Source organism: Bacillus sp. EB106-04-02-XG92, from assembly GCF_058791995.1.
Map to the genome: position 1 here is coordinate 385,891 of NZ_JBYTEA010000005.1, position 14,497 is coordinate 400,387.

General features: G+C 37.0%; 16 protein-coding genes. 1 reads left to right on the forward strand and 15 read right to left on the reverse strand.

The features are described 5' to 3' along the window. Nucleotides 1-2: 2 nt before the first annotated feature. The 8 genes from dnaD to panB form a co-directional block, all read right to left on the reverse strand. Nucleotides 3-710 carry a DNA replication protein DnaD gene (dnaD, locus tag AC3WVA_RS15780; protein WP_071757493.1) on the reverse strand — a complete coding sequence of 236 codons (708 nt, stop codon included), beginning with the start codon at nucleotides 708-710 and terminating at the stop codon, nucleotides 3-5. A gap of 122 nt (nucleotides 711-832) precedes the next feature. Beyond that, on the reverse strand, nucleotides 833-2,020 hold the full coding sequence (aspB, locus tag AC3WVA_RS15785) for an aspartate transaminase AspB (protein ID WP_098521183.1): 1,188 nt from the start codon (nucleotides 2,018-2,020) through the stop codon (nucleotides 833-835). A gap of 18 nt (nucleotides 2,021-2,038) precedes the next feature. Beyond that, entirely contained in the window at nucleotides 2,039-2,542 is a 504-nt protein-coding gene (locus AC3WVA_RS15790; RefSeq protein WP_071757495.1) for a cell wall elongation regulator TseB-like domain-containing protein, read from the reverse strand. A gap of 7 nt (nucleotides 2,543-2,549) precedes the next feature. Continuing rightward, nucleotides 2,550-2,720 carry a YpmA family protein gene (locus tag AC3WVA_RS15795; protein WP_000358352.1) on the reverse strand — a complete coding sequence of 57 codons (171 nt, stop codon included), beginning with the start codon at nucleotides 2,718-2,720 and terminating at the stop codon, nucleotides 2,550-2,552. Between the two features lie 251 nt (nucleotides 2,721-2,971). Next, entirely contained in the window at nucleotides 2,972-5,776 is a 2,805-nt protein-coding gene (dinG, locus tag AC3WVA_RS15800) for an ATP-dependent DNA helicase DinG (protein ID WP_098345140.1), read from the reverse strand. A gap of 128 nt (nucleotides 5,777-5,904) precedes the next feature. After that, nucleotides 5,905-6,288, reverse strand: a complete 384-nt coding sequence (gene panD, locus AC3WVA_RS15805) for an aspartate 1-decarboxylase (RefSeq protein WP_048527069.1) — start codon at nucleotides 6,286-6,288, stop codon at nucleotides 5,905-5,907. Between the two features lie 12 nt (nucleotides 6,289-6,300). Further along, the gene (panC, locus tag AC3WVA_RS15810; RefSeq protein ID WP_098521184.1) at nucleotides 6,301-7,149 is read right to left on the reverse strand and encodes a pantoate--beta-alanine ligase; all 849 of its coding nucleotides are present in this window, start codon (nucleotides 7,147-7,149) and stop codon (nucleotides 6,301-6,303) included. Further along, nucleotides 7,149-7,985: a 3-methyl-2-oxobutanoate hydroxymethyltransferase gene (panB, locus tag AC3WVA_RS15815; RefSeq protein ID WP_048527067.1), complete on the reverse strand. Its 837-nt coding sequence runs from the start codon at nucleotides 7,983-7,985 to the stop codon at nucleotides 7,149-7,151. The genes panC and panB overlap by 1 nt, the downstream gene beginning before the upstream one ends. A 397-nt stretch (nucleotides 7,986-8,382) precedes the next feature. On the opposite strand from panB, the gene AC3WVA_RS15820 reads away from it, so the two are divergent. Then, a complete protein-coding gene (locus tag AC3WVA_RS15820) occupies nucleotides 8,383-8,772 on the forward strand; it encodes a cupredoxin domain-containing protein (RefSeq protein ID WP_098345138.1) in 390 nt (129 codons plus the stop codon). 26 nt (nucleotides 8,773-8,798) lie between these two features. Here AC3WVA_RS15820 and AC3WVA_RS15825 read toward each other — a convergent pair whose 3' ends face one another. Genes AC3WVA_RS15825 through AC3WVA_RS15855 form a run of 7 tightly spaced genes read right to left on the reverse strand, consistent with a single transcriptional unit; the run spans nucleotide 8,799 to nucleotide 14,353 of the window. Beyond that, entirely contained in the window at nucleotides 8,799-9,779 is a 981-nt protein-coding gene (locus AC3WVA_RS15825) for a biotin--[acetyl-CoA-carboxylase] ligase (RefSeq protein WP_048527063.1), read from the reverse strand. Beyond that, nucleotides 9,764-10,957: a CCA tRNA nucleotidyltransferase gene (locus AC3WVA_RS15830; protein ID WP_048527061.1), complete on the reverse strand. Its 1,194-nt coding sequence runs from the start codon at nucleotides 10,955-10,957 to the stop codon at nucleotides 9,764-9,766. Before AC3WVA_RS15830 ends, AC3WVA_RS15825 begins: the two co-directional genes overlap by 16 nt. Further along, entirely contained in the window at nucleotides 10,944-12,089 is a 1,146-nt protein-coding gene (gene bshA / locus AC3WVA_RS15835; RefSeq protein ID WP_048527059.1) for an N-acetyl-alpha-D-glucosaminyl L-malate synthase BshA, read from the reverse strand. Before bshA ends, AC3WVA_RS15830 begins: the two co-directional genes overlap by 14 nt. Nucleotides 12,090-12,091: 2 nt before the next feature. Further along, a complete protein-coding gene (bshB1, locus tag AC3WVA_RS15840; RefSeq protein WP_071757500.1) occupies nucleotides 12,092-12,790 on the reverse strand; it encodes a bacillithiol biosynthesis deacetylase BshB1 in 699 nt (232 codons plus the stop codon). Between the two features lie 11 nt (nucleotides 12,791-12,801). Then, nucleotides 12,802-13,197, reverse strand: a complete 396-nt coding sequence (gene mgsA / locus AC3WVA_RS15845) for a methylglyoxal synthase (RefSeq protein ID WP_000684766.1) — start codon at nucleotides 13,195-13,197, stop codon at nucleotides 12,802-12,804. Between the two features lie 14 nt (nucleotides 13,198-13,211). Further along, the gene (gene dapB / locus AC3WVA_RS15850; protein ID WP_048527056.1) at nucleotides 13,212-14,012 is read right to left on the reverse strand and encodes a dihydrodipicolinate reductase; all 801 of its coding nucleotides are present in this window, start codon (nucleotides 14,010-14,012) and stop codon (nucleotides 13,212-13,214) included. Beyond that, nucleotides 14,012-14,353, reverse strand: a complete 342-nt coding sequence (locus AC3WVA_RS15855; RefSeq protein ID WP_001992677.1) for a nucleotide pyrophosphohydrolase — start codon at nucleotides 14,351-14,353, stop codon at nucleotides 14,012-14,014. The genes dapB and AC3WVA_RS15855 overlap by 1 nt, the downstream gene beginning before the upstream one ends. Between the last annotated feature and the right edge of the window lie 144 nt (nucleotides 14,354-14,497).

Genomic DNA, 14,497 nt, shown 5'->3' on the forward strand with positions numbered 1-14,497 from the left:
CATTACTGCTCCAACCAATTATAAAAAGGCACTTTCCCAGTAAATTTCGTCTCTTGTTTTGTCGTTTGTTGCGTTCGTTGTTGATTTGCTCTAAATTTTCGTCCTTGATTTTGGGCTTGATCTACTGTTTTAATACCATTCTTTTTCCACTCAAATAAAATACGGTCGATATATCGGAAATTAAGCTTACCACTCATTACAGCTTCCCTGAGGGCCGCTTGAATTAAATTCGGATGATGTTGATCTTGATCTTCCCACATTCCTAACGTCTCACATTCAAATGGAGAAAGTGGTCTTCCAAATTCTTTTTCAAATACTGTATATAAATTTACTTGCAGTTGTTTTATTTCTTTTTGTTCTTCCTCTATCGATTCATTCATTAAAAAATGCAATATTTTTTCCCAAAGCGGTTGTAAAGAATAACTTTCACACATCATCGCTTCTGATCTTTGTCCACCTTCTAGTGATAAAAAACCTTTTTGAATCAACGTCTGAATAACTTCCATACATTTCATTTCACTAATTGTCATCCGTTCTGAAATCTCTGACGGAGTCGGAAACGAATTGCCCGATTCTAAAAATGTGTGTACATGAAGTACAACCATAAATTCCGTTTCATTTAACCCTAATTTTTTATAATGCATCATAAGTAATTTTGGAATTGCAATGCTTCCCTGCTCAAACCACTGTAACATCATTTTCTTTTTCATCACCAAACACCTCGCTCTCTAGTATAACACACCTTTCGCTATTTCTTTTTGCCACAATTCGTCAAAAAAACCTCCCTATTATGTAGGAAGGTTTTTTGTATTGCGTTCATAAAATATTAGGGTTAAGCTTGCACTTTACTTTTCATAAACGTATGAATGCGTTCTAATGCTTTCTCTACTTGTTCAAGAGACGTCGCATATGATAAGCGAACGTTATTCGGAGCACCAAATCCTGTACCTGGTACAAGAGCCACTTTTTCCTCTTCTAATAGAGCTTTTGCCCAATCATCAACGTTTTCGTATCCAGATAAAGCTACAGCTTCTTTTACATTAGGGAATAAGTAAAATGCACCTTGTGGTTTAATGCAAGTAAAGCCAGGGATTTGAATTAATTTATCATAAATAATGTTTAATCTCTCTTCAAATGCTTGACGCATTGTTTCTACAGGTTCTTGTGAGCCTGCATATGCCGCAATTGCGCCGTATTGAGCGATTGAAGTAGGGTTTGACGTACTATGACTTGCTAAGTTCGTCATCGCTTTAATAAGCTGCTTATTTCCTGCTGCATATCCAATACGCCATCCTGTCATAGAATGAGACTTAGATACACCATTAATAATAAGTGTTTGTTCTTTTAATGCATTAGAAAGCTGGGCAACCGAAGTATATTCTGCTCCACCATAAATTAACTTTTCATAAATTTCATCTGAAACGATTAAAATATCGTGTTCTAAGCATACTTCTCCAAGCTGTTGTAATTCTTCTTTGCTGTAAATCATTCCTGTTGGATTGCTCGGTGAATTAATAATAACTGCTTTCGTTTTCTCAGTAATTGCCTCACGCAGCTGCTTCGCTGTAATTTTGTATTCATTGTCTTCAAGACCTTCTACATAAACTGGCTTACCACCAGCAAGCTTTACTTGTTCCGGATAACTTACCCAGTAAGGCGTAGGGATGATAACTTCATCTCCTTCATCAAGTAACACTTGGAATAATGTATATAATGCATGCTTTGCACCGTTACATACAATAATTTCAGACGGATCATACGCAATTCCTTGATCGCGAGTAAACTTCTTCACAATTTCTTGTTTTAACGCTTGTAATCCACCTGTAGGTGTATACTTCGTATGTCCTTCTAACATCGCTTTATGTGCAGCATTCATAATATGTTCTGGCGTATTAAAGTCAGGTTCTCCTGCCCCTAATCCAATTACATCATGACCTGCAGCTTTTAATGCTTGCGCCTTTGCTGTAATTTCTAAAGTTGCAGATGGTGTTAAAGCAGCTACTCGCTTTGCTAATTTCATTTGTAGTTCCCCCTACATCTATTTTTCAATGCTATATCGTTTTAAAAACTGACCATCTTGAAATGCAAGATTGTAGTAACTATAACGATTGTCATCATCAATATATGTAACTTCCCATAGTGGTATATTGTTTTCAACGCCTAATTTCACTTTTAAAATTTCTTTAGGCTTACTTTTGGGCTCTTTACTGTCATCTCCGACTTGTTCAATCGTTCTTTGTAAAGCCTCTTTTTCAGAAATACCTTCACTCTTTTTCCTTACTATAGCTTCCCCTTTTTTCTCAGGCACCCAAACGATAAGTTGTTCTCCTTTTTCATCTGTACCTTGTACGACTGTATATGAAGATTCTCCGTTATAATAATCAACAGATTTTACTTTTGTAAGCTTCGCCTTTTCTTTCGCAATTTCTACAGATTTTGCCTCTTTAGGGATTTTCTTTTCCATTGCTTTATTGTAAACATACGCCCCATATATTCCGCTAGCAACGATTACGATAACGATTGCAAAGATCCACTTTTTCATTGTATCACTACGTTCTGTAAATCGTAAATACAGCTGTTTCTTTATCTTTTTCGTCTAATGCTAATCCGAACATGAGGTCCTGCTCTTTTAACGTACGATTCAAACTATCAACAATTTTATACAAGTCAGACGAATATTTAATACGCGTCGTTGATAGGACTTCGATTTTCTTATCCATGAAAAAACTCCTCCGTTACACAAAAATTTCTAATTATAGAAGAACGCAATGCGGTTACAATAAGAGTACATTCTTTACAACCCCTGCTTCATCACCCATCTATTATAGCAGGACATGTACAGCAAAAAAAGGTTTCAAGTCGAAAACCACTACATTTTGTATACAAGAAGTAAGAAAAATAAAATTCCTCCTACCCACATTTTTTACGCCTGAAGTTTAAACGTACTTCAGGCGTATTTTTTCTTCCAATTTTATTCAGTTGGCTGTTCCTTTAATTGTTCTAACAATTCTTCTAGAGGGCCTTCATAGAGCGGGACAGTTGGGATTGATTGTAAAAATCGTTTTCCATAGGAAGCGCTCGTCAGACGACGATCTAATACAAATACTGTTCCGGTATCTGTACTTGTTCTAATAAGACGACCGAATCCTTGTTTAAAACGCAGTATTGCTTGCGGAAGTGCTAATTTAGCGAATACGTCCTCTCCTTGATTTTTTAACCACTCTCCTTTCGCTTCCATCATCGGTTGATGAGGAGGCGTAAAGGGTAGCCGAACAATAACAAGACAACTAAGCGCATCTCCAGGTATATCTATCCCTTCCCAAAAACTACTTGTTCCTAATAAAATTGATTTGTCGAACTCTTGAAATTTACGAATGAGACGACTTCGGCTTTTATTATTCACACTTTGCGTTAATAATAAATATCCTTCTAATTCATCATCATTTTTCAAATTCGTATACGCTTCTTTCAACATTTCATATGAAGTGAATAAAACGAGCATTCTACCTTTTGTAGCTTTCCCTATTTTTGCAATATGTGCCGACACAGATTCAATATATTCTTCATTACTTGCTTGCTTAATAAAAGGCACATCCGTTGAAACCATTAATTTCATCTGTTCTTCAAAACGGAATGGTGACGGGACTTGTAATGTATTTGGAGCAAAATCGTATAAACCTAGCTCTTCTTTTATATAGTCAAACGAATCATTTACTGTTAACGTTGCTGATGTGAAAATAACACTTTTTTTCTCTGTTAAAAATTCATCCGCAAATCTTTCACCAATATGAACAGGCTGCCCATATAAAACGGTTGAATGGATCGTTCCCTTCGTTTCCGTCTCCATCCATGTCACATATGAATTTTTTTCTAAAATGAGTGATTGTAAAGATTGTTCCATCTTTCTCAACAACTCAATTAAATGCATAAATTCACCTGTAACAACATGCATCTCCCATTCTAATTTACTTTGCAATATTTCAACTTGCTTCTCAAGTGTAGTCAATAATTTTCTTACATCGTATACAAAACGATTTGTTAACTCGGTAATGCTATCCCATAACTTACCTCTCTCTACTTCCGTGTTATATCGATAAATGAGTGGCATATTACTTATCCCTTGTTCCTGCTTCGTTTGTTTAAATATGAAAGCACGTAGCATTTGGAATAGCTCATCCGCATCAAATTTCAATTCCTTCAAACTATGACTCACCATACGGAAAGTCGAACGCGAGGCTTGCTCTGATTTTTTCATCATTTTATATACTTTAGAAAGTACATCATCGGTTTCTAGCGTACCAAGACGAGATAAAACTAGCTGGAAATACATACAGGAGAACTGTTCACCTAACGTTCTACTCGCCGCTTCCTCAATATGATGGGCCTCATCAAAAATAATATGTTCACATGAAGCAAATAACGGTTCTTCACTTGAAAAATCTTGAAATAATAACGCATGATTTGTAATAACGATATCTGCAAATAACGCTTTATTCTTTGCTCGTTGATAAAAACAACGGCTATACCAGTTGCTTTGCATCCCGCCCGGACTATGTACATCACTACAAATACGGTTCCAAAGTAACTTTCCGCCCTCAGGAATATTTAATTCATCCCGATCGCCCGTTTCCGTTTGCAATAACCACACTAAAATTTTTGCCTTTGTGAGCGCCATATCATAATTTTTCTCTTCCTCTTGCAAAGCATATTCAAATTTATGTAGACAAAGATAATGCTTTCTTCCTTTTAAAAGAGCTACTTCAAATGAAAATGGCATTATTTTCTGTAATAATGGAATTTCTTTTTCTAGTATTTGTTGTTGCAGTTGTACAGTTTGGGTACTAATGATGACAGGCTCTTCTTTTTTCTTTGCAAAATAAATACTCGGAAGTAAATATGCAAGAGTCTTCCCTGTTCCTGTTCCTGCTTCAATTAATGAAAATCTAGAATCTCTTAGCGCTGTATATATTTCCTTCATCATAATCTGTTGGCTTTCTCTTTTTTCAAACTTTGGCATATTCAATTCAAGTTTCTCAACTGTTTTATGCAAGAAAGCATCAAATTTTAATGAACACGTTTCACTGAGGTTTAAAGAATAATTCCGTTTTCGAAGCGCAATGTTTCGATACACTTCATACCCCTCTGCCTCTTTTTTACCATGCATCATTTTCTTTAAAATATTTTCAGAAAGTACATCCGCTATATCACTTTGAAAAACATCGCTCAATTCATAAAGCGATTGTAAGGTGACAAGTGGTAACTTTTCAATTTCATTTAAAAATTGTAAAAACAATTCCGCTGTTGCAAGAGCATCGCTATCCGCACGATGCGGTTGATCGTGCTCTAATTCATGTTGTTTAGCTAAATCACGTAATTTATAACTATCAGCTGTCGGCAAAAGAATTTGCGCCAACTCGACTGTATCAACTTTAGGACAATGTACTTCTGTATATCCAGCCTGCCTTAATTCTTCCGTTAAAAAATTCCAATCAAAATGAACATTATGTGCAACGAAAGCTGCACCTTGTAATAGCTCAACAACCATCGGGGCTACATCTTGAAATAACGGGGCTTGCTTAACCATACTCTCATCAATCCCTGTTAGTTCTGTAATAAATGGCGGAATCTCTCTCTTTGGATTAATAAAAGATGAAAAAATCTCTAATATCTCTCCATCTTCCACTACAACAGCTGCAATTTGGGTAATTTTATCCTTCCCATCCTTCCAGGAGTTCCCTGTCGTCTCTAAATCCACAACGACATAACGCTTACTCATATATGTAACACCTCAATTTCTTACCTATCAAACACAATATTATATAATGTTACTATACCACGTTTTATCTCATCTTAATGAAAAGATGCACAAAAAAGCTATCTCCGTAATAGAGATAGCCTTCTTACTTATAAGATCGTACCCGCTTTTTCAGCACCTAACATTTCAATAATTTTATTCTCATCGTCTAATACTGCAATTTTTGGCTCTTGTTTATGAATATTTTCTTCTGCCACTAAACCGTAGCAAATAATAATAACTTTATCTCCAGGCTGTACAAGCCTTGCAGCTGCACCATTTAAACAAACAACACCGCTACCGCGTTCTCCCTTAATAACATATGTCTCTAAGCGAGCACCATTATTGTTATTTACAATTTGTACTTTTTCATTTTCTACAATATTTACTGCATCCATTAAATCTTCATCAATTGTAATACTACCTACATAATTTAAATTTGCTTCTGTTACTGTTGCGCGGTGTAACTTCGCTCTCATCATTGTGCGAAACATAGATGCTCCCCCTTATTCAACCGTTAATGTTATATTGTCAATTAATCGTACATTCTCAAATTTAACTGCGATTGCTAAAATAATTCTTCCTTCAATTTCATCCATTTCTTGTAGTGAAGGATAAGCATATAAATCAGCATAATCTACAGTGCCTTTCGTATACGTCTCAATATACTTTTTCACAAGAGTTGTAATGATTTCTGCATTACGTTCGCCTGCCTCAATTCTCTCCTTCGCTACACATAAACTGCGGTATAATTGAGGAGCCTCTGCACGCTCTTCTTGTGATAAATACACGTTACGAGAACTCTTCGCTAATCCGTCTTCTTCCCTTACAATATCCACTGGTACGATCCTAACCGGAATATTAAAATCAGCGACAAATCCTTCAATAACAGCAACTTGCTGCGCATCTTTCATACCGAAATAAGCACGCGTTGGTAATGTAATATTAAATAGTTTCATTAGTACAGTCGCAACACCAGCGAAATGACCAGGTCTTTGTTTGCCACATAATACATCGGTACGCTTTACAACTTCTACTGTTGTTGTTTGTTCTGCTGGATACATTTCGTCTACGCTCGGATAAAATAAATAATCTACACCGTTTTCTTTCGCTACATTTTCATCTCTATCAATATCACGAGGGTATCGATCTAAATCTTCATTCAGTCCAAACTGTAGCGGATTAACAAACACGCTTAACACGACGATTTCATTTTCTTTTCTTGCCTGACGTAATAAAGTCGCATGTCCTTCATGTAAATAACCCATCGTTGGGACAAAACCAATACTTTTTCCACTTGTACGCAGTTCGTTTGTAATTTGCTGCATCTCTTGCACTGTAGTTACGATTTTCATTATTGTTTTCCTCCGTATAACGCTAAGCACTCTTCCTCTTTCATTGTGAATGAATGTTTTTCTTCTGGAAATTGCCCTGTCTTTACTTCAGTTACGTATTGTGAAATCCCTCGCACAATCTCCTCTTGAACAGACGTATATTGCTTCACGAATTTCGGAACACGATTTACGCCGTATGAGATAAGATCATGATAAACAAGTACTTGCCCATCTACTTTTTTCCCTGCTCCAATTCCAATCGTCGGAATTGTTAATTGCTTCGAAAGTAATTCCGCTAATTGCATTGGCACACATTCTAACACAAGCGCAATTGCACCAGCTTCCTCACATCTCTTCGCATCTTCTATCAATTTTTTTGCACTTTCAGCATCTTTTCCTTGTACTTTATACCCACCTAATACTCCTACAGATTGAGGAGTTAAGCCTAAGTGCGCCACGACAGGAATTCCCGCGTTCGTCAAGTAATGAATCGTTGATACCACTTCCCCTGCACCTTCTACCTTCAGTGCATGAGCACCACTTTCTTGAACGATGCGGCGTGCATTCACCATCGTATCTTGCAGCGACACATGGTACGACATAAATGGCATATCAGTTACAATAAACGTCTCTTTCGCTCCTCGGCGTACAGCTTTCGTATGATGAATCATATCCTCTACTGTTACAGGTACTGTTGAATCGTAGCCGAGCACAACCATCCCAAGGGAATCTCCAACTAGAATCATATCAACTTCAGCTTCTTCTGCTAACTTAGCAGATGGATAATCATACGCCGTTAGCATTGTAATCGGCTCACCTTGCTCTTTCATCTTCAAAAAATCTGTTTTTGTTTTCAAAAACTACTCCTCCTTTATGCAGGAGAGAGGAGATGGCCGAAATCATATAAAAAACCCCTCTGGCCATAAAAGGGCAGAAGGGTTGTGTGTTAGTCGGCATTATTCATCCCTCTGTCCCAGTCCGTTATTGGATCAAGGCAGAATCCAAGTTATTATTTTTTCGTATTGCTTCGAATCATGGTGCAGTTCGCTCTGATACTGCCCACATTCGAACTAATTATAGCAAACTCCAAAAAGGAATTACTACATTTTTTTGAAAAAATAATTTTTATTCTCATTTCGGTATGTGAAATTTTTTATAAATAACTCAATCATAGAAAGATAAGTGCCTCGTATAACTCTTAAACTTATGATGCAAGTTAATTGTGGAACATACTTAACAAAAGGAGAATTGCGAATGTCTATGAACAAATGGTTATTTCGATTCACCGGTTTGCTTGTGATGATTGTAGGGATGACAACGTTTAGCTCCTTCCATGCATTTGCCTCAGTTAACGTCGTGACACAACCTATCGATTCAACAAAAGTAATTGAAGTGGAACTAAACGATGATTACTTTCAACCAAATGTCATCACGATTCCAATTGAAGAGTCCACAACATTGTTATTAAAAAACAAAGGTAAGCATGAACACACCTTTACAGTAAAAAAACTCGATATTGACGTCGTAGTCGAGCCCGGAAAAGATAAAAACATTACCCTGAAGCCTACAAGTACTGGTACATATGAATTAATATGCCGGTACCATCTTCTAAAAGGAATGGAAGGTAAAGTAATAATCAAATAAAAAGAAGTTCCAAAAAGGAACTTCTTTTACTTAATTTCGATATCTGCAGAATGAATGTGATGTACTTTTCCTTCATGGTCTTCTAGAAGCAATACACCATCCTCTGTAATCCCTTTTGCTACCCCTGTAATTGTCTCTCTCATCGTTCGAGCGGTAATTTCTTTCCCGATGCTTACAGCGTAACTTTCCCAAAGAATTTTAATGACAGAGAAACCATTTTGTAAATACTCTTCATATAATTTTTCTAGTTGTAAAAAGATTTGTTGCATAAGCTCTGCACGAACAATCGGCTTACCCGATTCAATCGCTAAAGAAGTAGCAATATGCTGAATTTCCTCATCAAAATGTTCTTGCTTTTGATTCGCATTAATACCAATACCCATAATGACAGCATTAATTTTATCAGGATCAGCCTGCATTTCTGTTAATATACCTACAGCCTTTTTCCCTTGAATTAAAATATCATTTGGCCATTTTATTCCTACGTTTACACCCGTACACTTTTCAATTGCTTGTGCAACGCTAACAGCTGCTAACAAAGTAAGTTGTGGTGCATGATGAACTGGGATGGATGGACGTAAAATAATACTCATCCAAATTCCTGTTCCTTTTGGTGAATACCATTTCCTGCTTAAACGACCTCTGCCCGATGTTTGTTCTTCAGCCACAACAATTGTTCCTTCTTCTGCACCTTCATAAGCAAGTTTCGCTGCAATATGCTGCGTAGATTCAACAGATTCTTCAAAATATACCGTTCTACCAATATGTTTCGTTTGTAACCCTAACTGAATTTCATTTGCAGTTACTTTGTCTGGCTTACCCGCAATTCGATAACCTAATCGACGCACAGCTTCAAGTTCATATCCCTCATTCCGAAGGTCCTCCATATGTTTCCACACAGCGGTTCTTGAACAACCAAGTTTATCACTAATCGTTTGGCCAGATACAAACTCGCCATCCGCTTCTGAAAAAACTTGTAATAACTGCTTTCTTATAGTAGATTGCATTCTTGCAGCCACTCCCTTATACACTCTTTCTCATTCACTACGTTTCCTTGTACGATTGCTTCCTCAATGTTTTGAATCATTTCAGCAACCCACGGACCTGGCTTTTTATTTGCCCAGTTTAATAAATCATTCCCAGTCACATTCATTTCTTGTCGACTCTTGATTGGCAATGCTTCAAACAACGTTTGTACTCGTTTCACAGATGTATTGTCATAGCTTTCAATCATCGCTTCATATACTCTTTCTGCCATTTCAGCGATATGAATTCCCGTTTTATAAAGAAGGACTGTATCCCAATCCTTCTCCTTTCTCGTACGGATTGTTAATAAAACTGCGACGATATCTTTTATTTTTTTATTCGAAAACTTCCATTGACGTAAAAAGACAGATGGATGTTCTTCCCCGATACAATATAAGAAAAATGCCCATGCCTCAACGTCTGTTTCAAAAGAATCCCATTTATACTGTGTAGCTTTTGCCAATCTCTCTTCTGACATTTGTAAATATGGCAGATGAGAGAACAGCTTCGTTTCTACTAATTCTTGCAAACCCTTCACGCAATATGTGCCAGTTAACAGTTTCTCAAACTCCACTGTAATTCTCTCAATTGCTATATGTTCCAGCAAATGCCCATATGTTTCAATTGCTTGTTTCGTGTTATTTTCTAAAGAAAATCCTAACGTACTCACGAACCGAATACCACGCATCATTCGCAGGGCGTCTTCTTGAAAACGATCCGCAGCATTTCCAACTGTCACAATTTCTCTCTTTTGAATCGCTTCCTGTCCAGCATATAAATCAACCATTTCGCCTTCTTCTGTCATAGCAATTGCATTCATTGTGAAGTCACGACGTTTTAAATCCTCTTCTAATGAACGAACAAATTGAACACTGCTAGGTCTTCGAAAATCTTCATATTCGCTCTCTGTTCGAAAAGTGGTTACCTCATAAGGTTCACCATTTTCTACTACAATTACAGTTCCATGCTCAAGACCAACAGGAACATGTCTTGGAAATATAGCCATCACCTCTTCTGGCAAAGCAGATGTCGCAATATCAATATCTCCAATCGGCCTATCGATAATAAGATCTCTTACGCTTCCACCGACAAAGTAGGCCTCATGTCCTTGTTGCTTTAAAGTCTCAATAATAGAACTAGCTTTTTTAAATCTTTCCATTTTTGTCATCCCTTAGTACATCATAGTAAATCGTTTCATATTGTGAGACGATTTTTTCAGAGCGGAACTGCTCGTAAACACTTGCTCTTGCTCGCTCTCCCATATTACGGTGAAGTTCTTCATCTTTTAATAGCTGAATGGCTTGATTAGCCACTCCTGTTGGATCACCAACTTCACATAAATATCCTGTTTCACCATGTTGAATGACTTCTGGAATACCTCCAACCCTTGTTCCGATACAAGGTACACCACACGCCATCGCTTCTAATAAAACAAGACCAAAACTCTCCTTCTCTGATAAAAGCAACATTAAATCACTCATCGCAAGTAGCTCTGCAACATTATCTTGCTTCCCTAAGAATAAGACGCGATCTTCAATATGTAGATTTTTCACTAACTGTAAAATCGTGCAAAATTCTGGTCCATCTCCAACAAGAAGCAACTTCGCATTTACTTCTGTAACAATTTTAGCAAATGCCTGCACTACATCTTGCACACGTTTCACTTTACGGAAATTTGAAATATGAATGAGTATCTTTTCACTCTCACTTATACCGTATTCTTTCTTTAATTGAGTCATATCACGCTTGAAATATACACGTTCGTCTATAAAATTATATACCGTTTGAATGTCTGTATTTGGTTTTACAAGCTCATGTGTTTCGTTAATTAATGAATGCGAGACAGCCGTCACAACATCGGATTGCTCAATACCAAAACGAATTAAATTATTTAACGAAGGGTCGGAACCTAACACAGTAATATCTGTTCCATGCAAGGTTGTAACAATTTTAATACGCTCTCCAATCATTTGCTTTGCTAAATAAGCACAAATGGCATGTGGTATTGCGTAATGCACATGTAAAATGTCTAGGTTTTCTCTTTGTGCAACCTCTGCCATTTTACTCGCTAATGCTAAATCGTATGGTGGATATTGAAATACAGAGTATTGATTTACTGTCACTTCATGAAAATAAATGTTTGGATACACTTTATTTAACCGGAATGGTAAACCCGATGTAATAAAATGAATTTCATGCCCACGTTCCGCTAATTGCTTTCCTAATTCTGTTCCAACAACTCCAGAACCACCTACAGAAGGATAACATGTAATACCTATTTTTAATTTCATTTTCATCCCCCTATTAAATCAGCATGTAATAAAACCGGTTTTTTACTCATAAACCCTTCGGCATATAAGACTCCAACTTCTTTTCCAAACATTTTCTCACGAGCGACTACAGTTTCAACGTAACCTTCTGTTAACGGCGTTTTCACACCATCACTTCCTGTTGAAAACTGACTTTCATACGCTTCTAATGCTTCCACTTTTTGTGATACGTACTCACTTATATCTATACAGAAATTCGGTTTATGAAAACCATTAATCATATAATGATAAAAAGACTCCACACGATGTGGTGGAACCTCTGGCATATATTTACGAATTCCCGCTGAAAAAATAGCTTCTTCCACAAGTTTTGCACAATTTGCATGATCTGGATGACGATCTTCATAATACGGCGCAAAAACTAGTTTTGGTTTATATGTACGAATCACCTTTACAATTTCACGTATATATTCTTCTTTCATATACAAACCACGGTCTGGCATCGCTAAATTTAGTCTCGTTTTTACTCCCATTATACGAGCTGCCGCCTTAGCTTCTTCTTTTCTTAACTCTATCGTTCCATTAGAAGAAAGATCAGCTTCTGTTAAATCACAAATACCTACTTCATACCCTTGCTTCGTATATTTAGCAATGGTACCAGCCATGCCGATTTCAACATCATCGGCATGAGCACCAAACGCTAATATATGTAATCCACTCATAATTGTTCCCCTCATTTTCTAAACTTGCGGTAATCTAAATCTCCTCGCTCTAATGCGTGCATTAACATTTCAGCACTTGCCATATTCGTTGCAAGTGGAATCGCATATACATCACATAAGCGAAGTAATGCATTTACATCTGGTTCATGCGGCTGAGCAGTTAGTGGATCTCGGAAAAAAATCACCATATCCATATCGTTTTTTGCAATCATGGCACCAATTTCTTGATCTCCACCAAGAGGACCCGATTGATATCTTGTTACAACTAAACCAGTTGCCTCCATAATACGAAGTCCTGTCGTTCCTGTTGCAAATAATTCATGTTGTTCAAAAATTGGTTTATATGCGTATGCAAACGAAACCATGTCATTTTTCTTTTTGTCATGTGCGATTAAGGCAATTTTCATCCGTTGTCTCCCCTTTAGTCGATAATGTTTTCTAAACCGTACACAAGATGATCTAGGTTCATTACTGTCTCAATTGATAGTTTTACACCAGACATAAATGATGCACGATTGAATGAATCATGGCGGACCGTTAACATTTGTCCATCTCCACCAAACATTACTTCTTGGTGTGCGATAAGTCCTGGTAAACGTACACTATGAATGTGAATACCGTCTACATTTGCACCGCGAGCACCTTCTAGTTGTTCTACTTCATTCGGGTGACCTTGTTGCTTTGATTCACGATTTTGACGAATTAATTCTACTGTTTTTACCGCTGTACCAGATGGTGCATCTAACTTTTGATCATGATGCAATTCAATTACTTCAACATCTTGGAAATACTTCGCTGCCATTTGTGAGAATTTCATCATAAGAACTGCACCAATTGCAAAGTTAGGAGCGATAATTGTTCCTACTGCTTTTTCTTTTGCAGTCTCTGTTAATTGTTTTAGTTCTTCTTCTGTAAATCCAGTTGTACCAATAACAGAACGAAGTCCACGCTCTACTGCTAGTGTAACGTGTTGTTTCCCAACTTCTGGCGTTGTTAAATCTAACAACACATCAGCTTCTACTTCTTCTAAACAAGTATGTAAATCTGCGTAAACAGGTGTATTTAGCGCTGGCATGCCTGGTAAATCAGAAATTTTCTCTCCGCCATGTTTATAATCTACTGCTGCTACTAAATTAAAATGTTCCGTTCTTTCCATAAGAAGGACTGCTTCATGTCCCATACGCCCTCTTGGTCCAGCGATAATTACTTTAATTTCTTTCATTATTCTTTCTCTCCCTCATCAATACGTGTCCAGCGATCTTTATCGCGAGTATTAAATTTATTCATTACAATGTTATGTGCTGTTTCTAAATCAATATTTAAACTATTTGCCATACAAATCATAACAAATAATACATCTCCAAGCTCTTCTTCAATACTACGTTCTGTTTCAGTTGTTTTCTTCGGTTTCTCACCATAATAATGATTAACCTCTCTTGCAAGCTCCCCCATTTCTTCCGTTAAACGAGCCATCATTGCAAGTGGACTGAAATAACCTTCTTTAAACTGACCAATATATGCATCTACTTCTTTCTGCATATCCTTCATCGTTTTCGCTTCCATACAATTCACCTCTAATCCTTCCTCTTTCATGTTAGCCAATTCATCGCGATTTGACAAATATTATTCCCTGCCAAACACCTATTTGCTACCCTTTTTTGGATACACTATAATAAAGTAAAACTTCTTTTGCATGCTTTTCGCAAA